21 protein-coding genes are annotated in these 19444 nt (G+C 74.8%); 7 read left to right on the forward strand and 14 right to left on the reverse strand.

All coding sequences use genetic code 11. The annotated features are described in order from the left end of the window. Nucleotides 1-5 precede the first annotated feature (5 nt). Together ACF1BH_RS24100 and ACF1BH_RS24105 are read right to left on the reverse strand one after the other, a co-directional pair. Entirely contained in the window at nt 6-1259 is a 1254-nt protein-coding gene (locus ACF1BH_RS24100) for a cation:proton antiporter (RefSeq protein ID WP_391645446.1), read from the reverse strand. A 6-nt stretch (nt 1260-1265) separates the two neighbouring features. Beyond that, nucleotides 1266-1751 carry a cation:proton antiporter regulatory subunit gene (locus tag ACF1BH_RS24105; RefSeq protein WP_391645448.1) on the reverse strand — a complete coding sequence of 162 codons (486 nt, stop codon included), beginning with the start codon at nt 1749-1751 and terminating at the stop codon, nt 1266-1268. A gap of 712 nt (nt 1752-2463) precedes the next feature. Here ACF1BH_RS24105 and ACF1BH_RS24110 point away from each other — a divergent pair. Then, the gene (locus ACF1BH_RS24110) at nt 2464-3516 is read left to right on the forward strand and encodes an enoyl-CoA hydratase/isomerase family protein (RefSeq protein WP_391645450.1); all 1053 of its coding nucleotides are present in this window, start codon (nt 2464-2466) and stop codon (nt 3514-3516) included. A 7-nt stretch (nt 3517-3523) separates the two neighbouring features. Here ACF1BH_RS24110 and ACF1BH_RS24115 read toward each other — a convergent pair whose 3' ends face one another. From ACF1BH_RS24115 to ACF1BH_RS24140, 6 genes are all read right to left on the reverse strand, one after another. Then, nucleotides 3524-4552, reverse strand: coding sequence for a serine hydrolase domain-containing protein (locus ACF1BH_RS24115; RefSeq protein ID WP_391645452.1), 1029 nt, complete (start codon nt 4550-4552; stop codon nt 3524-3526). 2 nt (nt 4553-4554) lie between these two features. Beyond that, nucleotides 4555-5478: a DUF6895 family protein gene (locus ACF1BH_RS24120; RefSeq protein ID WP_391645454.1), complete on the reverse strand. Its 924-nt coding sequence runs from the start codon at nt 5476-5478 to the stop codon at nt 4555-4557. After that, a complete protein-coding gene (locus ACF1BH_RS24125; protein WP_391645456.1) occupies nt 5475-6458 on the reverse strand; it encodes a DUF6895 family protein in 984 nt (327 codons plus the stop codon). Before ACF1BH_RS24125 ends, ACF1BH_RS24120 begins: the two co-directional genes overlap by 4 nt. Next, nucleotides 6455-7045 carry a hypothetical protein gene (locus ACF1BH_RS24130; RefSeq protein WP_391645458.1) on the reverse strand — a complete coding sequence of 197 codons (591 nt, stop codon included), beginning with the start codon at nt 7043-7045 and terminating at the stop codon, nt 6455-6457. Before ACF1BH_RS24130 ends, ACF1BH_RS24125 begins: the two co-directional genes overlap by 4 nt. A 122-nt stretch (nt 7046-7167) precedes the next feature. Continuing rightward, entirely contained in the window at nt 7168-7353 is a 186-nt protein-coding gene (locus tag ACF1BH_RS24135; protein ID WP_391645460.1) for a hypothetical protein, read from the reverse strand. Nucleotides 7354-7681: 328 nt separating this feature from the next. Beyond that, nucleotides 7682-8032 (reverse strand): nuclear transport factor 2 family protein, encoded by a 351-nt coding sequence (locus tag ACF1BH_RS24140; protein WP_391645462.1) that lies wholly within the window; start codon nt 8030-8032, stop codon nt 7682-7684. A gap of 117 nt (nt 8033-8149) precedes the next feature. On the opposite strand from ACF1BH_RS24140, the gene ACF1BH_RS24145 reads away from it, so the two are divergent. The 4 genes from ACF1BH_RS24145 (at nt 8150) to ACF1BH_RS24160 (ending at nt 12402) form a co-directional block, all read left to right on the forward strand. Beyond that, nucleotides 8150-8926 (forward strand): helix-turn-helix domain-containing protein, encoded by a 777-nt coding sequence (locus ACF1BH_RS24145; RefSeq protein WP_391645464.1) that lies wholly within the window; start codon nt 8150-8152, stop codon nt 8924-8926. A 133-nt stretch (nt 8927-9059) separates the two neighbouring features. Beyond that, nucleotides 9060-9452, forward strand: coding sequence for a molybdopterin-binding protein (locus tag ACF1BH_RS24150; RefSeq protein ID WP_391645466.1), 393 nt, complete (start codon nt 9060-9062; stop codon nt 9450-9452). Between the two features lie 68 nt (nt 9453-9520). Next, nucleotides 9521-10303 carry a molybdate ABC transporter substrate-binding protein gene (gene modA / locus ACF1BH_RS24155; RefSeq protein ID WP_391645468.1) on the forward strand — a complete coding sequence of 261 codons (783 nt, stop codon included), beginning with the start codon at nt 9521-9523 and terminating at the stop codon, nt 10301-10303. 134 nt (nt 10304-10437) lie between these two features. Then, complete coding sequence (locus tag ACF1BH_RS24160; RefSeq protein WP_391645470.1) at nt 10438-12402, forward strand: ABC transporter permease; 1965 nt, start codon at nt 10438-10440, stop codon at nt 12400-12402. Between the two features lie 18 nt (nt 12403-12420). Here ACF1BH_RS24160 and ACF1BH_RS24165 read toward each other — a convergent pair whose 3' ends face one another. Further along, nucleotides 12421-12867, reverse strand: a complete 447-nt coding sequence (locus tag ACF1BH_RS24165; protein WP_391645472.1) for a nitroreductase family deazaflavin-dependent oxidoreductase — start codon at nt 12865-12867, stop codon at nt 12421-12423. Between the two features lie 201 nt (nt 12868-13068). Here ACF1BH_RS24165 and ACF1BH_RS24170 point away from each other — a divergent pair, with 201 nt between their 5' ends. Beyond that, nucleotides 13069-13851, forward strand: coding sequence for a hypothetical protein (locus ACF1BH_RS24170; protein WP_391645474.1), 783 nt, complete (start codon nt 13069-13071; stop codon nt 13849-13851). A gap of 6 nt (nt 13852-13857) precedes the next feature. Here the strand turns inward: ACF1BH_RS24170 and ACF1BH_RS24175 are convergent, their stop codons facing one another. After that, nucleotides 13858-14499 carry a CatB-related O-acetyltransferase gene (locus ACF1BH_RS24175; protein ID WP_391645476.1) on the reverse strand — a complete coding sequence of 214 codons (642 nt, stop codon included), beginning with the start codon at nt 14497-14499 and terminating at the stop codon, nt 13858-13860. Nucleotides 14500-14682: 183 nt separating this feature from the next. Between ACF1BH_RS24175 and ACF1BH_RS24180 the strand changes: the two genes are divergently transcribed. Further along, entirely contained in the window at nt 14683-16146 is a 1464-nt protein-coding gene (locus ACF1BH_RS24180; protein ID WP_391645478.1) for an APC family permease, read from the forward strand. 59 nt (nt 16147-16205) lie between these two features. Here ACF1BH_RS24180 and ACF1BH_RS24185 read toward each other — a convergent pair whose 3' ends face one another. The 4 genes from ACF1BH_RS24185 to ACF1BH_RS24200 form a co-directional block, all read right to left on the reverse strand. Beyond that, on the reverse strand, nt 16206-17672 hold the full coding sequence (locus ACF1BH_RS24185; RefSeq protein ID WP_391645480.1) for a SulP family inorganic anion transporter: 1467 nt from the start codon (nt 17670-17672) through the stop codon (nt 16206-16208). Between the two features lie 17 nt (nt 17673-17689). Then, entirely contained in the window at nt 17690-18292 is a 603-nt protein-coding gene (locus tag ACF1BH_RS24190) for a carbonic anhydrase (RefSeq protein WP_391645482.1), read from the reverse strand. An 87-nt stretch (nt 18293-18379) separates the two neighbouring features. Beyond that, complete coding sequence (locus tag ACF1BH_RS24195; protein ID WP_391645484.1) at nt 18380-18733, reverse strand: hypothetical protein; 354 nt, start codon at nt 18731-18733, stop codon at nt 18380-18382. 176 nt (nt 18734-18909) lie between these two features. Then, nucleotides 18910-19431, reverse strand: coding sequence for a hypothetical protein (locus ACF1BH_RS24200; RefSeq protein ID WP_391645486.1), 522 nt, complete (start codon nt 19429-19431; stop codon nt 18910-18912). Nucleotides 19432-19444: the final 13 nt, after the last annotated feature.

The raw sequence follows: 19444 nt of genomic DNA on the forward strand, positions 1-19444 counted from the left end.
ACCCGTCAGCCGCGGGTACGGGCCGTGTCACCCGGAGTGGCCGGGGACTCCTCGGCGGCCGCCGCCGCGGGTGCGGGCACCGCTCCCGCCGTGGCCGGGGCGCGGCCCAGCAGCCGGGTCGCGCGGCGCGCCACCGGCTCCGTGAAGCGGGCGGCCAGCGGCCCGATGATCACCAGGATCAGGACGTATGCGGTGGCCAGCGGGCCGATGCGGGGCTCCACGCCGACCGCGAGCCCGGCGATGACGATCGAGAACTCGCCGCGGGCCACCAGCGTGCCGCCGGTCCGCCAGCGTCCCGCCGTGCGGACCCCGGCGCGGCGGGCCGCGAACCACCCGGTCGCGATCTTGGTGCAGGCGGTGATCACGGCCAGGATCAGCGCCGGGACGAGCACCGGCGGGATCGCCGCCGGGTCCGTGTTGAGGCCGAAGAAGACGAAGAACACCGCGGCGAACAGGTCCCGCATCGGCGCCAGCAGATGGTGCGCGCCCTCGGCCACCTCACCGGAGAGCGCGATGCCGACGAGGAACGCACCGACCGCCGCCGACACCTGGAGCTGCTGCGCGACCCCGGCGACCAGCACCGTCAGGCCCAGCACCACCAGCAGCAGCATCTCCGGGTTGTCCGAGGAGACCGCCCGGCTGATCAGTCTGCCGTGCCGCAGCGCCACGTACAGGACCGCACCCACCGTACCGAGCGAGATCAGCAGGGTCAGGCTGCCGCCCGCCAGGCTCAGCCCGGCCAGCAGCGCGGTCAGCAGCGGCAGGTAGACCGCCATCGCCAGGTCCTCGATGACCAGGACGCCGAGGATCACCGGCGTCTCGCGGTTGCCCAGCCGGCCGAGATCGCCGAGCACCTTGGCGATCACGCCCGACGAGGAGATCCAGGTGACACCGGCCAGCGCCACCGCGGCCACCGGCCCCCACCCGAGCACCAGCGCGGCCACCGCGCCCGGCACCGCGTTCAGCACGAAGTCCACGATCCCGGAGGGATATTGCGTCTTGAGGTTGGTGACCAGCTCCGAGGCGCTGTACTCCAGCCCCAGCAGGAGCAGCAGCAGGATGACGCCGATCTCGGCGCCGGTGGAGACGAATTCCTCACTGGCGTTGAGCGGCAACAGCCCCCCGTGGCCGAAGGCGAGTCCGGCGAGCAGGTAGAGCGGAATCGGTGAGAATCCCACCCGCCCTGCGAGCCGGCCGAGTATGCCCAGGCCGAGGATGATGGCCCCGAGTTCGATGAGCAGCGCGGTGGTGTCGTGCACGGGCGGTTACCCTCCGGTGATCAATGCGGCGACGGCGTCCACGCCTTCCCGGGTGCCGACCACGACGAGGGTGTCGCCGATCGCGAAGCGGAAGTCCGGGGTGGGCGAGGGCACGGCGTCGGTACGGCGCAGAACGGCGACGATGGACGCGCCGGTGCGGGTGCGGGCCGCGGTGGCCCCCAGGGTCCGCCCGGCGTACGGGGATCGTTTGGTGACCGGGATGTGCTCGGTGACCAGGTCGATCTCCGGATGCTGGTGGAGATGGGCGACGGGGTCGGGGAAGAGGAGCTTGGACAGTGCGCTCGCCTCCTGCGGCGCGAGCGCCACGGAGTCCTGGCAGCTGTCCTCGTCCTGCGGGTCGTGGAAGGCGAGGATGCGGCGGCCGTCCTGGTGGGCGACGACCGAGATGTGCCGTCCGCCGTCCGTGTCGAGGTCGTAGCGGGTGCCGACCCCGGGTAGGGCGGTCTTGCCGACGTGGGCCGATGGCTCCATGGAGGTGCTCCTGCGGGGGTGCGTACAGCGTGCGGGCGCGTGAGGCCCCTGGCCGGACGGGCCGGTGGGACCGGCCGTCACTGGTCAGGCATTGTGCAGCATCCGGCGCCGGTGACCGGGGCCGGGCGGAGCGGGCCCCGAAGGAGGTGAGGTGGCGTCAGCCGGCGCAGGACATATCGGGAATGCCGCTGCGTGCGCAGGGCGCGAGGCGCGGCCTGCGGTGCGGGACGAAACCGTGCGCATGGGCGGAGGTCCGCCGGACCCGGCGCGGCCGGACCGCGTCGGAGCCGGCGCCGTGCGGGCGGGCGCCGGAGGCGGCGGGTGCGGCGGGAGCAGCTGGAGCGGCGGGGGCAACGGGGGGAGCGGCGGTGGTCGGCATGTCCGTCCCTCCCGTCGTCCCGGACGTACGGCCGCCGACCGCGGAACGGGTGACGGCCGTACAACAGTGCGTTGTCGGCCCCGGAAGTTTAACCCAGCCGTAAATGGCCGGATTTGGACGGGAAAGGGGTATCGGGTCCCGGTGGCGGCACGGTCCGCCGCTCCCGCGGGCGGCGGCTCCCGGCCACGGAATCCGTCCGGCACCCGCCCGCGGACCTGCGCCGTCTGATGGAGTGGGGGCGTCACCGACCGTCCGCGGCCCGCGGGCGCCGTACCGCTGGAAGGACCGACGAGAGATGCCGTTCACCACCCCGCAGCGCACCGGAGACGCCCGATGACCGCCGCCGACGACGCCGTACTGCGCCGCACCGAGGGCCACGCCGGACACCTCACCCTCAACCGGCCCCGGGCGCTCAACTCCCTCACCCACGGCATGGTGCGCCGGCTGTCCGCCGCACTCGACGCGTGGCGGGACGACCCGGCCGTCGCCACCGTGGTGCTCTCCGGGGCGGGGGAGCGCGGGCTCTGCGCGGGCGGCGACATCCGCGCCATCCACGACGACGCCCGCGACGGCGACGGCGCCGCCAGCCGCGCCTTCTGGCGCGACGAGTACCGCCTCAACGCGCAGATCGCCCGCTACCCCAAGCCGTTCGTCGCGTTCATGGACGGCATCGTGATGGGCGGCGGCGTCGGCGTCTCCGCGCACGGCGCCGTCCGGATCGTCACCGAGCGCTCCCGCGTCGCCATGCCGGAGACCGCCATCGGCTTCGTGCCCGACGTCGGCGGACTCCACCTGCTGGCCGCCGCCCCCGGCGAACTCGGCACCCACCTCGCCCTCACCGGCACCCCGATGACCGCCGGCGACGCCCTGCTCTGCGGCCTGGCCGATCACTACGTGCCCGCCGCCCGTCTCCCGGAGCTGGCCGGTGCCCTCGCCACCGGTGACGTGGACGAGGCCGTGGCCCGGTTCGCCGGGCCCGCGCCCGCCGCCGAACTCGACGCCCACCGCGGCTGGATCGACGCCTGCTACGCCGCCGACACCGTCGAGGAGATCGTCGACCGGCTGGAGCGCAGCGGGGAACCGGCCGCGAAGAGCGCCGCGCAGTCCCTGCTGGAACTCTCGCCGACCTCCCTGAAGGTCACCCTCGCCGCGCTGCGCCGGGTGCGCCGCCTCGGCTCGCTGGAGCGCGTCCTCGACCAGGACTACCGCATCGCCTGCGCGGCGCTCGCCTCGCCCGACCTGGTGGAGGGCATCCGCGCCCGCATCGTCGACAAGGACCGCGCACCCCGCTGGTCACCGGCGTGCCTGAAGGACGTCACCGACGGCGAGGTCGCCCGGCACTTCCGTTCGCTGGGCCCGGACGAACTGGGCCTCGCGGGCGGCTGACGCCCGCTCAGCCGCCGGCCGCGTCGCCGCCCAGCGCGTACAGCAACTCGTACGCGGTCTCCGTCAGGCGGCAGGCGCGGCCGCGCCGGGTGGCGACGGCGGCGACGCCGGTGCCGCTCGCCGGATGGAAGCCGAGGAACGCCTGCTGCCCGAACGTCGCCCCCAGGTGGAAGAGGAGCGGGCCGCCCGGCGCCGGATGCCGGAACCACGTCAGCGTATGGGTGTGCGGGCGTCCCGCGCCCCGCCGCAGCTGCGGCACCTGCACCGCGCGCACCGCGCCGGCCAGCGGCGTCGTGCCGGGTGCCAGATGGGCCTCCAGGTAGGTGAGCAGATCGCCGGGGGTGGCGCGGACCGCCGCCGCCGGGGCGAACGCGCCCATCGGACCGGCCGGTACGGGCGTGCGCCCGTCCGCCCGGTGTCCCATGGCGTCGGTGCCGGTGGTGCCGGGCTCCAGCGTCGTCCCGGTCAGTCCGAGCGGGGCCAGCACCCGGTGGGTCAGCAGTGCGGGGAAGGCGGTCCCGGTGGCGCGGGCCAGGGCGCAGCCCAGCAGCGCCAGGCCGAAGTTGGAGTAGTGCCAGCGGGTCCCGGGCGGCCGCGGCCGGGTGCGGGCGAAGCTGTGCAGCAGCCGGTCGGTGCCGTAGCCGCGGTAGCCGTTGGCGTACGGCTGGAACAGCCCGGCGGGCAGCAGTTCGCGTGGCAACCGCGGCAGCCCGGAGGTGTGGGTGGCCAGATGGCGCAGCGTGATGCGGTGCGCGGTGGGGTGCGGTGAGGCGTGGCGGGGGAGGCGGGGGAGCCGGTCGGTGAGCCGGTCGTCGGTGCCGAGCATCCCGTCGTGGGCGAGCGCCGCCAGCAGCAGCACGGTGAACGTCTTGCTGAGCGAACCGAGTTCGTAGCGCAGCGCGTGGCGGCCGCCGGGCGGGGGCGGGGCGGTGCCGCCGCTCAGCACGGTGCGGGCGCCGTGGCGGGTCACGGCGACCACCACGTCCGGCGCCCTGATGGCGGCGACGGCGTCCGCCACCCGGTCCGTGAGCGCCACCGTCACAGCGCGTCCGCCAGCGCCCGTGAGGTGGCCATCGCGGAGGCGAACGCGGCGACCAGCGTCGGGTGGTGCACGATGTCGAAGACCGCGGCGGCGTCGCCGTCCGGCATCTCCCGCTGGAGCGGCATCGCCCCGCCCGCGTCCTGCGCCGCCGCGAACCGCTCCCACACCTGCGCGTCCAGCGAAGGACGCGGCAGACAGGCGTCGACGACGAGGAGTTCCCCCAGCAGATCCCAGTGGCCCAGGTCCGCCCAGTCCTCCAGCCACGCCGGGAGGTAGCGGGTGAGGTAGTCGGCGATCTGCGGCGGGATCCGCTCGGGCACCGCGCCCCAGTTGGTCAGGTGGAAGACGGTGTGGGTCACGTCGTAGGCGAGGTGCAGCTGCACCGTCCACGGCTCGGGGCGCTGCGCCAGCCAGGTGCGGGAGAACGCCCGGCCGAAGTCGCCGCTCGGCGTCAGCCCCAGCTTACGTTCGGCGTTGAGCACGCCGAGGCGCCGGTTGGGCACCATCTCCAGCGCCGACCAGCTCTGCGTCTGCCGCGCCGTCGCGATCGCCCGCTCCAGCCCGGGGTGACGGTGGCCCAGCTCGTGGAAGCTGCCGTAGATCTCCAGCGGGACGGGGGAGAACGGCTCGTCGTGCTGGAGCGCGGCCAGGACGTTGCCGCCGTCGAGCAGCTCACGCCAGGCGAAGTCGAGGAGCTGCCCGGCGCGGGCGCGCTGCTGCGAGCCGGCCACGCCCTCCCGGAACAGCACCCGCATGTTGATCACCAGCTCGCCGACCGGCTTGAGCCGTTCCAGGAGCGCGCGGTTGGTGGCGCGGTCCTCGGGCGTCAGCCGGAAGTGCTCACGGTGGGCGTCGAGCCAGGCCAGGGCCCGGTCGCCGACGCGGTGCAGCAGCGCCGGGGGCGCGGCCGTAACGGTCACGGTGCTGCCTCGCTTTCCCGGCCGGGAGCGGTGGTGCACGCCGCGCCGGTGGAGTCGTCGGGGGCGGTGTCCGTGCCGACGCGGGCGAGCGTGGCGGCGAACGCGGTCACCAGGGTCGAGTGGTAGCAGGTGAGGAACGGATCGTCGCGGTACGGGCCGTCCGCCGTGTCGCCCCGCTCCGGCACACCGCCGTCGGCTCGCTGTGCGGCGGCCAGCTGCCGCCAGACGTCCGCCGGGTACCAGGGCCGGGGCAGACAGGCGGCGACCGCGAGGAATTCCCCCACCAGGTCCCACAGCTCCCGCTCCAGTTCGCCCTCCAGCCAGCAGGGCAGCCAGAGCCGCAGATACGCGGCGCACGGCGCGGCCATCCGGTGGCGGGCGCGCCCCCAGTCGGTGAGGTGGAAGACGTCGTGGGTGAGGCCGTACGCGGCCCGGAGGTCCAGCAGCCAGGGCTCGGCGCGTACTCCCAGACCGGTCAGGGCGAACACCGCGCCGGGGTCGGCGTGGAGCGGCAGCCCGATCCGCCGCTCGGCGCCCAGCACGCTGAGCGTACGGGTGTGATCGCCGCCCGCCACCCGCCAGCGGCGCAGTCCGGTGACGGTGGTGAGCAGGGCGTCGGCCGCCGGATGGCGCAGCCCGGCCCGGGCGAAGACGCCGTACAGCTCCACGGGGTACACCGCCTGCGGCTCGTTGCGCATCAACGCGACGTGCAGCGCGCCCCGGTCGAACTGTTCCCAGGCGAATGCGAACAGCTCCGCGGCCGCCTCCCGCACGTCCGCGCGCGGGTGCAGCTCCTGGATCAGCCGGGCGAGTTCGGCCAGTTCGCCGAGGGGTTTGAGGGTGAGGTTGGGGTCGGCGTCGGTGGTGACGTCGGCGGGCAGCCGGAAGCGGTCGCGGTACGCGCCGAGCCAGCCCAGGGCGCCCGTGGTGACGGAGTCGAGCAGCGCGGGGTCGGCCGCCGCCGGCGGCGGGCCGCTCACTCCCCCCGCCCGTAGAAGCACCGGGCGGCGACGAGGTGCAGCGCCACCCGGGCGTCACCGCCGCCCATGTGCCCGATGAACGCGAGCCCGGCGTCCAGCCCGAGCGTCGGCGGTACCCCGGGCAGCCGCGCCAGCCAGCGGCCGAGCCCCGCCGCCTGGAGCCAGTCCCGGCGGCGTACCGCGCGCACGAAGCCGCGGGCGAGATCGTCGGTGCGGGTGGTCAGCGCGTCGGCGAGTACGGGGGAGAGGCCCGGCAGTGCCAGGGCGGCGAGTTGGGAGGCGCGGTGCGCGAGCTTGGGCCAGGGGTCGGCGTCGATCCAGCCCGATGCGGCGTCCGGCGGCTGCGGCCAGCGGTCGGGGCCGCCGGGCAGGAACGCATGGGACGCCTCGACCAGGCCCCGGTAGCTCCAGACCGAGACCGCCGAGGCGTCGGCGCCTGGCGGGAAGGCGGCCAGCGCCGCCTGGACGACGCCGCGGTCCTCGTGCCCCGCGGCCGGGGTGTGGTGGTCCGCCGCGTACGGCGCGAGCGCGTCGGCGCCCAGGACGCGGACGGCCGCCGGTGCCAGCGCATCACTCTGCCGCAGCACACGGGAGAGCGCATAAGGGCCGCCCTCACCCCGCAGGGCGAGGGCGACCCCTGATGCGGCATCGGCGATCACAGTGCTCAGGGATCCGGATCCCTCGGCCTGATCTACCAACGCACTACCTTTCAGCGTGCGTCCGGCTTGGGACGGGGCGTGGGAGGCGACGCCAGCAGGAGGCCGGCGAGCAACGCCGCCCCGGCACACTCGCGCGTGTCCCGGAAGACGCCGTCCGGTTCGGTGGAGTCCAGCAGGTCCTCGACCTCCACGGCGAGGGTCACCGACTCGACCGAAGCTGTGCGATCCATGCTCATGGGATCATCTCCTTCTACGGCAGTGCCTCAACTCTTACATCGCCCTTAATCGCCCGCAATCCGAAGAAACGGGCAATTCGCCCGTTCGGGTTCCGGAAGGCGGGAAGAGCGACGACGCGTCAGGCCCGCCCCGCCACGGCCCCGGTCCGGGCCCCGGACGCACGGCAGCAGGCCACCGCGGGGTGCGGGGCCTGCTGCCGCCGTCCTGCCGACGGCCGTTGCTCCGGTGCGGTGAACGAGCCGCCCGACTTGGTGAGGCCACGTCAGGAGCGCAGCCGTGAAAGGAGTTCGGCGAGGGGGCGGCCGCCGCCACCCCGTCGCGTCGCCCTTACGCCGGCACCTTGTCCAGGAAGCCGTGCACGTCCTGGATCCGGCCCGCCGCGTCCAGCACGAGGACGTCGAAGCCGATCACCAGCGGCTCGGCGCCCTCCGGGCCCAGGCCCCAGCGGAAGCGGACCTGGCGGTGGTGCGCGTCGACCTCGCCGACCTGCGTGAACACGAACCCCGGGAACTGCGCGTGGACGCCGTCGACGACCGCCGTGATCCCGTCGTGGCCGGCGACCTCCGCCAGCGGGTCGGTGTAGGTGGCCTCGGGCGACCAGTGCGCGGCGAGCAGCTCCGCCCGCTCGGCACCGGTGGCGTTCCAGGTGGCCAGGTACTGCTGCACGACAGCCTGCATGGTGTTTCTCCCGTTCGTTCCGTGGGGCTGATGACCGAAATCCTGGCCCGGTCCGGTCGCCCGGGCCATGACCTCGGAGGTCATGGCCGTCCGGACACGAACGCCTACTCTCCTGGTATGAGCGTCGCAGTCGAAGTTCCCCCGGTCGGTACGCTGTTGCGTACCTGGCGTGAGCGCCGCCGGTTCAGCCAGCAGGAGCTCTCCAACCGCTCGCGGGTCTCGACCCGGCACCTCAGCCGGGTCGAGACCGGTAAGGCGCACCCGACACCGGAGATGCTGATGCGCCTCTCCGACAACCTCGACGTGCCGCTGCGGGAGCGCAACCGCCTCCTGCTGGCCGCCGGGTACGCCCCGCGCTACCAGGACCGCGCCTGGGACGACGCCTCGATCACGGTGGTGATGGACGGGCTGCGCCGCCTCCTCGACGCCCATCTGCCCTACCCCGCACTCCTGTTGGACGACCACTGGGACATCGTCGATGCCAACGCCGCCGTCGACCGGCTGCTGGCCGGCTGCGCGCCGGAGCTGCTGGAGCCGCCGGTCAACGTGGTCCGGGTCTGCCTCCACCCCGACGGGCTGGCCCGCCGGATCCACAACCTCGCGGAGTGGGGCGGCCATCTGCTCCAGCAGGTCGGCCACCGCGCCGAGCGCACCCACGACCCGCGCCACCGCGCGCTGGCCACGGAGATCGCCGGATACCGCGGCACCTCCGGCGCCGCCGCTTCCACGGGCCCGGTCATCACCCTGGAAATCGACGTCGACGGCCACCCGCTCCGCTTCTTCAGCACCTCCGCCACCCTCAGCACCGCCACCGACGCCGCCCTGGAAGGGCTCCATCTGGAAACCTTCCTGCCCGCCGACGAGGAGACCCGGCGCCGGTTCGACCGCCGGTAGGAACGGGAGGTACGGGCTCCGGGGCAGGCGCGCCGGCAGCCGCCGGAGAAACCTCCGAACAACCTCGCAGCTGCCCTGGTCGATCACCCGAAGGGATTGCAGATGCGTGAGAATCCCGCATATCTTTCCGCATATGCAGTCCTACACCATCGGCCGGGCGGCGCGGCTGCTGGGCGTCAGCCCGGACACCGCACGCCGCTGGGCCGACGCCGGGCGGATCACCACCCACCGCGACGAGAGCGGCCGCCGGATGATCGACGGCCGTGACCTCGCCGCCTTCGCCGTCGAGAACGGCCGCGGCGACACCCCCGAGGAGGGGTCCTACACCTCGGCCCGCAACGCCTTCCCCGGCATCGTCACCGCCGTCACCCTCGGCGATGTGGCGGCCCAGGTGGAGATCCAGGCCGGACCGCACCGCCTGGTCTCCCTGCTCACCCGCGAAGCCGTCGAGGAACTCGGCCTGGCGGTCGGCACGGAGGCCACCGCCCGGGTCAAGGCCACCAGCGTGCACATCGACCGCGCCTGAGCCCCGCCCGCACCCGGCGCCGCCCGCCCGGGGCGCCCCGTCCCGCCCCGCCTCCCGAGGAGTCCGCCATGCCGCCCGCCGTGACCCGCCGCCGCGCCGCCGCCGCACTCGTGACCGCCGCCCTGCTCGTCCCGCTCGCCGCCTGCGGCAACGACAAGGGGAAGGGCACGGAGGACGGCGCCGCCAAGACCGAACTGACGGTCCTCGCCGCCGCCTCCCTCACCGATGTCTTCAAGACGGCGGGCGCCGCGTACGAGCAGGCGCACCCCGGCACCACGGTGCACTTCTCCTTCGCCGGTTCGCAGGAACTGGCCGCCCAGGTCCGCCAGGGCGCCCCCGCCGACGCCCTGGTCACCGCCGACACCAAGACGATGGACGGGCTCCGCGCCGACACCGGAAAGCCGACCGTCATCGCCAAGAACCGGCTGGTCATCGCCGTCGGCAAGGGCAACCCGAAGAAGATCCACGAGCTGAAGGACCTCACCGGCTCCGGTGTGAAGGTGGTGCTCGCCGCCGCCGAGGTGCCCGTCGGGCGGTACAGCGAGCAGGTCCTCGGCAAGCAGCACCTGGCGGTGCGGCCGGTCTCCCAGGAGCCCAACGTCCGCGCGGTGCTCAGCAAGGTCGAACTCGGTGAGGCGGACGCCGGGATCGTCTACCGGACGGACGCGGCCACCGCCCCCGGCAAGGTCGACGCCATCGCCCTGCCCGACGCGCAGAACGCCGTCGCCGACTACCCCGCCGCCACCCTGAAGTCCTCGCAGCACACCGCCGGCGCCGCCGCGTTCGTGAAGTGGCTCGCCGGCCCCGAGGCCCGGCAGATCCTCCGCAAGGCCGGATTCCAGCAGCCCTGACCGCCGCCGCGGGCCGGGACCACGGCAGGTCCCGGCCCGCGGCGCGGCGGTTCCGTGGCACGGTGACGGGCGGGGCCGACCGGGCACGCACCCCGCCACCGAACCCCCGCACCCGTCCCAGCACAGGAGCCGCGATGACCCCCCGCCGCCCGCCGTGGTCCCGGCGGCCCGGAGCCCGTACCCCCGTGGCCCTCGCGGTGCCCGCGCTGGTCGCCGTGGCGTTCCTGGCGATGCCGCTCGTCGGCATCCTCGCCCGCACCTCCTGGGGCGAACTGGGCACCCACCTCACCAGCCCCGGCGTCACCGAGGCGCTGCGGCTCTCGCTGCTGGTCTCCTGCTGGGCGCTGGGCCTGTCCCTGCTGCTCGGGGTACCGCTCGCCTGGCTGCTGGCGCGCGTCACCTTCCCCGGGAAGGCGCTGGTGCGGTCGCTGGTGCTGCTGCCGATGGTGCTGCCGCCGACCGTCGGCGGCGTCGCGCTGCTCCTCGGCTTCGGCCGCCGCGGCGTCCTCGGCCCCTGGCTGGAGAGCGCCTTCGGGCTCACCCTGCCGTTCCACACCTCGGGCGCCGTCGTCGCCGCCACCTTCGTCGCCATGCCGTTCCTGGTCATCAGCCTCGAAGGCGCCCTCGCCGGACTCCGCCCCGCCTACGAGGAGACCGCCGCCTCCCTCGGCGCCTCACCGGTACGGGTCTTCGTCACCGTCACCCTCCCGATGATCGCGCCGGGCCTCGCCGCGGGCGCCGCGCTGACCTGGGCCCGGGCGCTCGGCGAATTCGGCGCCACCATCACCTTCGCCGGCAACCTGCCCGGCACCACCCAGACGCTGCCGCTCCAGGTCTATCTGCTGCTCCAGGACTCCCCGGAGGCCGCCACCTCGGTCTCCCTGCTGCTCCTCGCCACCGCCATGGCCGTCCTGGTGGCCCTGCGCGGCCGCTGGGCCGGAACCCCCGCCCGCCGCACACCCCGCCGCACCGCCCCCGCCGACCGGCCGGGCGCCACCGCCACCCCCGACGGGCCCCCGGCCACCGGCGAGGAGGGCGCCGCCACGCTCCCGGACCCCGAGGACCGCCACGCCCTCCACGCCGACGTCACCGGCTTCACCACCCTCACCCTCGACGCCGGCCCCGGCACCACCCTCGCCGTCGTCGGCCCCAACGGCGCGGGCAAGACCACCCTGCTGCGGGCGCTGCTCGGCCTCACCCCGCGCGCCCGCGCCGACCTGCGCCTCGGCGACCGCGACGCCACCGCCCTGCCCCCGCACCGCCGCGGCGTCGCCTGGGTCCCCCAGGACGGCGCGCTCTTCCCGCACCTGAGCGCCCTGAGCAACACCGCGTACGGACTGCGCGCCCACGGCGTACCGCGCGCCGCGGCCCGCCGCGCGGCCCAGGAGTGGCTGGACCGGCTCGGCGTCGGCGCGCTCGCCCACCGCCGCCCCGGCCAGCTCTCCGGCGGCCAGGCCCAACGCGTCGCCCTGGCCCGGGCGCTGGCGGCCCGCCCCCGGCTGCTGCTCCTCGACGAACCGCTCGCCGCCCTCGACCAGACCACCCGCGCCCACGTCCGCCACACCCTGCGCCGCCATCTCGCGGGCTTCGGCGGCGTCTGTCTGATCGTCACCCACGACCCGGTGGAGGCGGTGTCGCTCGCCGACCGGGTGCTGGTCCTGGACGCCGGACGGGCCCTCCAGGACGCGCCGCCCGCCGAGGTCACCCGCAGCCCGCGCTCCCCGTGGGTCGCCCGGATGCTGGGCCGCAACGCCTGGGCGGGCACCGCCACCGCCGACGGTCTCGCCCTCGACGGCGGCGGCCATGTCATCGCCGCCGACCCGCTGCCCGCAGGAGCCGCGGCGCTCGCGATCCTGGCGCCCGAAGCCGTCTCCGTCCACCGCGAGCGGCCCGGGGGCAGCCCCCGCAACGTCTGGCCCGGCACCGTACGCGAGATCACCGCCGCCGGCTCCCGGCTGCGCATCCAGATCGCCTCGCCCCGCACCCCCGACCTCGTCGCCGAGGTCACCCCGCAGGCCGCCGCCGACCTGGAGCTGGCCGACGGCGTCGCCGTGTGGACGAGCGTCAAGGCGACGGAGGTCTCCCTCGTCGCCCTGTGACGCCGCCCGCCCGTCCGGTCAGTGCGGGCGCTCGGCCGGCTCCAGGACGAAGACCGGGATGGTCCGGTCGGTCTTCTTCTGGTAGTCGGCGTAGTCCGGGAACGCGTCCACGGCCCGCGCCCACCACTCGGCCTTCTCGGCGCCGTGCACCTCACGCGCCGTCATGTCCTGCCGCACCGGGCCGTCCTGCAGCTCCAGCCGGGGATCGGCCACCAGATTGTGGTACCAGACCGGGTGCTTGGGCGCCCCGCCGAGCGACGCCACCGCCGCGTACCGGCCGTTGTGCTCCACCCGCATCACCGGCGACTTGCGCAGCTTCCCGCTCCTCGCGCCCCGGGTGGTCAGCACCACCACCGGCATCCCGCGCAGCGACGTACCCTGCTGCCCGCCGGAACTCTCGATCAACTCCACCTGCTCGCGCACCCAGGGCGTCGGGCTCGGCTCGTACTCGCCTTCAAGAGGCATCGGGGCTCCTCGTCCTCGTCGTCACAGCCAACTCGCGCCGCCGCACGGCGGCCCGTCCCACTCAACACCGGGGCCCCGCGATTCACTCCCCAACCGGGCGGTCGTGTCGCGCCGTGGGACCTGGGCCCGGCCCCGCTGCCCCGGCGCCGGACGGTAACCTCGGGGTGACGGAGCCGACGGGGTACGGGGGATGGAGCGGCAGTGGTCAACGAGCAGGCGGGGAACGGGCGGTCGGCCGGAGCGGGGGAGCCGGGCGGACCCGGCGTCCACCAGGGCGCCTCGGCGCGCGATCACGGTGTCACCAACCAGGCCGGCCGGGACCAGACGGTCATCAACAACCACCACAACTACTACGGTGCGCCGCCCCGGCCCACCTCACCACCCGCGCCGCCGGGCGGCGGCCGCGGTCCGCGCACCTCCGTCCTGGCCGCGGCGGGCGGGGTCGTCGGCGCGGTGGTCCTCGCCGTGGTGCTCTCCAGCCTCACCACCTCCGGCGGCGGGCACGGCACCGACGACGGCCCCACCCCGGGCCCGACCACCACCACTCCCACCACCACCGCCCCGACCACGCCGCCGCCGAGCAAGGGCCCCACCTCACCCGCGCCGGGCACCGTCCGGTGGAAGGGGCCGCTGCGCCTGGACAACTCCGACGTGAGCAAGGAGATGGACACGAAGCCGCCGGCGGTGGTCGAGAACAGCGACCCCGGCGCGGACCTCTGGTTCTGGGACGACATGGACGGCCTCCTGAAGACCTCCCATCACGCGGTCGTCGCCGAATGGACCGGCGACGGGCTCCCCACCGCCCAGCAGTGCGCCGACGCCGTGGGCGGCGGGGGCACCGAAGATCTCCCCCTCGCAACCGGCAAGGTCATCTGCTTCCAGACCAGCGACCACCGCATCGGCCGCCTGAAGGTCACCAAGTTCTGGTACGACGTGGGCGACGGCGGCGCCACCTTCGACGCGGTGGTGTGGGAGAAGGGGTAAGGACCCTCACCCCCGCGGCGCCGCCGCCTCCAACTCCTCGATGCTGCCCGACATCAACGTGCGGACATGTGCGGTGAGGTGCGCGGTGGGCCAGTCCCACCAGGCGACGGCCAGCAGGCGGGCGATGTCCGCGTCGCCGTAGCGGGTGCGGATGAGGCGCGCCGGGTTGCCGCCGACGATGCCGTAGTCGGGGACGTCGGAGGTGACGACCGCACCGGCGCCGATGATCGCCCCGTGACCGATGCGGACGCCGGGCAGCACCGTCGCCCCGTGGCCGAACCAGACGTCGTGGCCGACGACGGTGTCGCCGCGGTTCGGCAGCCCGGTGAGCAGGTCGAAGTGGTCGGCCCAGGTGCCGCCCATCGTCGGGAACGGGAACGTCGAGGGGCCGTCCATCCGGTGGTTGGCGCCGTTCATCAGGAACCGCACACCGGTGCCGAGGGCACAGAACTTGCCGATGACGAGCTTCTCCGGCCCGTAGTGATAGAGCACGTTGCGCGTCTCGAACGCCGTCGCGTCCTCGGGGTCGTCGTAGTACGTGAACTCCCCGACCTCGATCAGCGGGGACGTCACCAGCGGCTTCAGCAGCACCACCCGCGGCTGCCCGGGCATCGGGTGGCGGGTCGTCGGATCGGGCGGTACGGGCATGGCGGGCGGCTCCTCGGCAGCGGACGGCGGACGGCGGTCCATGATCGCTCACCGGGCCGCCCGGCACACCCGATTTCCCGCGGGTGTACGGCCGTTGCCCTGCCCCGCGCTCTTCCGCGCGGCGCCGCCGAACCCGTACGGTCACCCCGCACGCCGTCCGACGACGCCCGATGAGGACCGCACATGCTCGCGCCGCACACCGCCGTCCCCGACCCGCCGGCCGCCCCCACCCTCGAACGCGGCGCCATCGGCACGGGCGACCTCGTCTTCTTCGTCGTCGCCGCGGCCGCGCCGCTCACCGTCATGGCGGGCGCCGCCCCCGTCGCCCTCGGAATGGCCGGCCCGGCCGTGCCCCTCGGCTACCTCTCCGCCGGCCTCCTCCTCATCGTCTTCGCCGCGGGCTTCACCGCGATGAGCCGCCACGTCCGCAACGCCGGAGCCTTCTCCGCCTACATCGGCCGCGGGCTGGGCCGCCCGGCCGGGGCCGGTGCCGCCTATGTCGCGCTCCTCGCCTACAACGCCCTGGAGGTCGGGCTGCTCGCCGCGTTCGGGCACTTCACGGCGGGCGCGTTCACGGACCTCACCGGAGTCCGCGTCGCCTGGTGGGTCTGGGCGCTCGGCGGGCTCGTCGCCATCGGCGTCCTCGGCTACCTCCGGGTCACCCTCAGCGCGAAGGTGCTCGGCGCCGCCCTCGTCCTGGAGGTGCTGGTCCTCCTCGTCCTGGAGGCCGGGATCCTCGCGCACGGCGGAGGACCGGCCGGACCGGACCTCACCGTCCTCGCGCCCGCCCACCTCGCCGCCCCCGGCACCGGCGGCATGTTCGTCCTCGCGATCGGTGCCTTCGTCGGCTTCGAGGCGACCGCCCTCTACGCCGAGGAGACCCGCGACGCGGCCCGCGCCGTCCCCCGCGCCACCTGCCTCGCCGTCGCCTTCCTCGCGCTCTTCTACACCCTCACCACCTGGCTGATCATCAGCGCCTACGGGGCCGACCGGGTCCAGGACCTCGCGCGCGGCCCCGGCGGCACCGACCTGTTCTTCACCGCCGCCACCCGCTTCGTCGGCCCCTGGGCCGCCGACACCATGCGGTTCCTCCTGGTCACCAGCGCCTTCGCCGCCACCCTCGCCTTCCACAACGCCGCCACCCGCTACGGCTACGCCCTCGGCCGCGAGGGACTGCTGCCCCGCCGCCTCGGCACCGTCGCCGCCCGCACCCGCGCACCCGCCGTCGCCGTCCTCGCCCAGTCCGCCTGCGCGCTGGTCACCGTGGCCGTCACCGCCACGGCGGGGGCCGATCCGTACACGGTGACGTTCCTGTGGACCAGCGGCACCGGCATCGTCGGGGTCATGGTGCTCCAGGCGCTCGCCGCGGCGGCGGTGTTCGGCTTCTTCCGGGGCGACCGGCGCGGGCTGCCCCGGTGGCGGGTGGTGGCCGCGCCGCTGGTGGCGTGCGCCGGGCTGACCGCGCTCACCGTCCTCGTCTGCCGCAACTTCACCCTGCTCACCGGCGCCTCGTCCGGCGTCAACGCCGCCCTGCTCGTCCCGCTGCCCGCCGTCGGCGCCGCCGGGATCGCCCTGGCGCTGCGCATCCGCCGCCGCGACCGGACCGCGTACGCCCGGCTCACCACCGTCGACGGCGACCGCGACTGACCGCACGCGCCGGTGCCCCGGACCCTCCGCGGAGAGGTCCGGGGCACCGGCGCGTGCGGTCAGGACGCCAGGACCGGCTCCGGGCGGGCCCGGCGACGCTGCTCCGACCAGCTGTGCAGCGCGGTCGCACAGGCGTGGTCGAGATGGCGCAGGGCGCTCAGGTCCAGTTCGACCTCGCGGTCCGGAGGCAGCTCGGCGAGCTGGTCCAGCAGCTTCGGCAGCCGCAGGAACGTCGCGTTGCCCACGGCCCGCACCCGGATCGGCGCGTCCCCGTCCGGCACCGTGATCTCCAGTTGCACCTGGGAGGTGTCCCACGCGGTCTTGGCGACGGCCAGCAGCAGACCGATCAGCACGCCCTCGAACATGTTGACCGTGACGATCGCCACCGCCGTCACCAGCAACACCAGTGCCTCACCGCGGTGTTCGCGCCACAGCGGCGGCAGCTCCCGCAGCGGGAGCAGCTTCCACCCGGCGTGCACCAGCACACCCGCCAGCGCCGCGACCGGTACGACGCCCAGCGCCGCCGGGAACGCCGCCGCGAACAGCAGGATCCACACCCCGTGCAGCACCCGTGACGCCTTCGTCCGCGCGCCCGCCTGCACATTGGCGGCGCTGCGCACGATCACCGCGGTCATCGGCAGCGCGCCGAGCACCCCGCACACCGCGTTGCCCGCGCCCTGCGCCATCAGCTCCTTGTCGTAGTCGGTCCTCGGCCCGTCGTGCAGCCGGTCCACCGCCGCCGCGCTGAACAGCGACTCCGCCGACGCGATCAGGGTGAACGACAGGACCGTGCCCAGCACCAGCGGCTCGGTCAGCCGCCCGATGTCGGCGAGACCTGGCGGCTGCACGGCCGCCAGCAGCCCGCTGACCTCGACCCGCGCCACCGGCAGATCCAGGACGAACACCGTGGCGGTGGCGAGCAGCACGGCGGCCAGCGGCGCCGGGAGCAGCCGCGCAGCCCGCTTCCAGCGCGGCCACAGCACCAGTACCGCGACGGTGGCCGCACCGACCGCGAAGGCGGTGGCGGCGCCGCCGTCCCGGGCCGTCTCCCAGACCAGCCGGGGCAGCCCGGCGAGGTTGCTGAGCCCGTCACCGGGCGCCTCGGCGTCGGTGAGGGTGTAGAGCTGCCCGGCGATCAGCACCAGCCCGATCCCGGCCAGCATGCCCTGGACGACGGCGACCGAGATCGCCCGGAACCACCGCCCCAGCCGCAGCGCGCCCATGAGCAGTTGCAGGGCGCCGGCCGCCAGCACGAGAGCGCCCAGCGTCCCCAGCCCGTACGCCTGCACCGCTTCGTACACGAGGACGGTCAGTCCGGCCGCCGGGCCGCTGACCTGGAGGCTGCTGCCGGGCAGCAGGCCCGTCAGCAGACCGCCGACGATGCCGGTGACCAGACCCAGTTCGGCGGGGACACCGGAGGCCACCGCGACGCCCACACAGAGCGGTACGGCGACGAGGAAGACGACGAGGGATGCGGCGAAGTCCGCCCGGAGGGACGGGAGTCGGTTCACTGTCAGTCGATTCATGGTGGGAGGAGCCGCCTTCACAGCGGGAGGAACGCGTCGGTGGCCGGGTCGTGCACGGTGACCCGGCCGGTGTGGACCTCGTAGAACCAGCCGTGCAGCCCGACGGAGCCGCTCGCCAGCCGTTCGCGCACGCTGGGGTAGGCGCGCAGCCGCTCGACCTGTTCGCGGACATGGCGGCGGACGGCGTTGGCCGCGGCCGGTTCCGCGTCATGGGGCAGCGAGTCGGAGAGTTCCTGGCTGAGCCAGTCGCGGACGTCCGGCGCCGCGGTCAGGTCCTCCCCGCGGCACCGCGCGCCGACCGCGCCGCAGTGCGAGTGGCCGCAGACGACGATGTCGGCGACCTCCAGGACCCGCATGGCGTACTCGATCGTGGCGGCCTCGGAACTCGCCGCCCGGCCGGGGGCGTAGCGGGGCACGGCGTTGCCCGCCGTGCGCAGTTCGAAGAGTTCCCCGGGGCGCGCGCCGGTGATCAGCGACGGGATGACCCGGGAGTCGGAGCAGGTGATGAAGAGGGCGAGCGGTGACTGCCCGGCGGCGAGCCGGCCGTAGCTCTCCCGTTCCTCCTGGAGATCGGCGATACGGGCGCTGTGGCCCCGGGCGTGCTGGATGAAGGTGTCCATGAGGACAGGGCTCCTGCTGATGAGGGTGGGCCGTGGAACGCCGCCCGGGGGGCGGCGGCAACGCGTGGTGCGGTCGGTCCGTGGCGCTCAGCAGCGGAAGACGCAGTGCAGGACGGAGAGTGCGGACGGCTGCGCTCTGCCGTCGTCGGTCCGCGGCGGCACACCGGGTCCGTTCGCCGCGGGTACCCGGACGGCCGGGGCGCGGTCCGGCGCGGCGGGGGCGCCCGGGGGCGGCAGCGGAACGGCGTGGCGGGGGCCGCGTCGCACTCCGTGGCCGCGTTCCGTCTCGCGCTCGGCGAGTTCGCCGTTGGTGTAGCTCGGGGAGACCAGGGCGGGCGGTGCCGCCGTGGTGGTGCCGGTCGCGGGCGCCGCGACCGCGGCGGTGGCGGTCGGCACGGCGGCGCCCAGCAGGAAGAGGAGGAGCACGGTGAGCGTGGTCATCGGTCGTACGGCCGGCCGGTGTCGGCCCGGCGTGTTCTTGTCCCGGCGCATCATCGCCTCTCGGTCTTCGGTCGGCCGGTCGGCCGAGCGGGGTCGGATGTACGGATCAACGGAGGAACGGGCGGAAGGGTGCGCGCCGCCGTGACTCCGAGGCCGGGGTGCCCGGCCCCGGAGGGTCAGGCGGCGGCCGGTTCCAGGGCGGAGATCTCCGCCGGCGACATCCCCAGCCGCCGGTGCAGGAAGCGCACGATCGTCCAGTGCGGCAGCGCGCCCTCGTCGAACGCGCCGAACGCCGCGCAGTACAGCGGGATCCAGCGCAACGCCTCCTCCAGCACCTGCTCCCGGCCGGGCTCCCGCCGGTAGTCCTCGTACGCGATCGAGCGGTGCTCGATGAGGAACCGGCCGGGCAGCCGCTCCTCGCACAGGGCGCGGTACTCGCGGGTCTGGAGGATCAGGTAGTGCCAGATCTCGTCGATCTCCTGCTCCACGGGGAGGAAGAGACCGCCGAGCCGGTCGTGGTGGCGCGAGACGAGGAAGAGGTAGCGCAGGCACTCGGTCACCTGACGCTCGACGAACTCCCGCGGTGCGCCGGTGGTTTGCGTGAAGTGGGCGACCACCTCGGTGTGCAGCTCCGCGCCGAGCAGCGCGGTGAGGTCGTCGGCGGTCAGGACGGCGGGCGGGGGAGCGGTGCCGGTCATGGTTCTCCCGTGG

This window comes from Streptomyces sp. NPDC014733 (genome assembly GCF_043083385.1).
Taxonomy (GTDB): Bacteria; Actinomycetota; Actinomycetes; order Streptomycetales; family Streptomycetaceae; genus Streptomyces.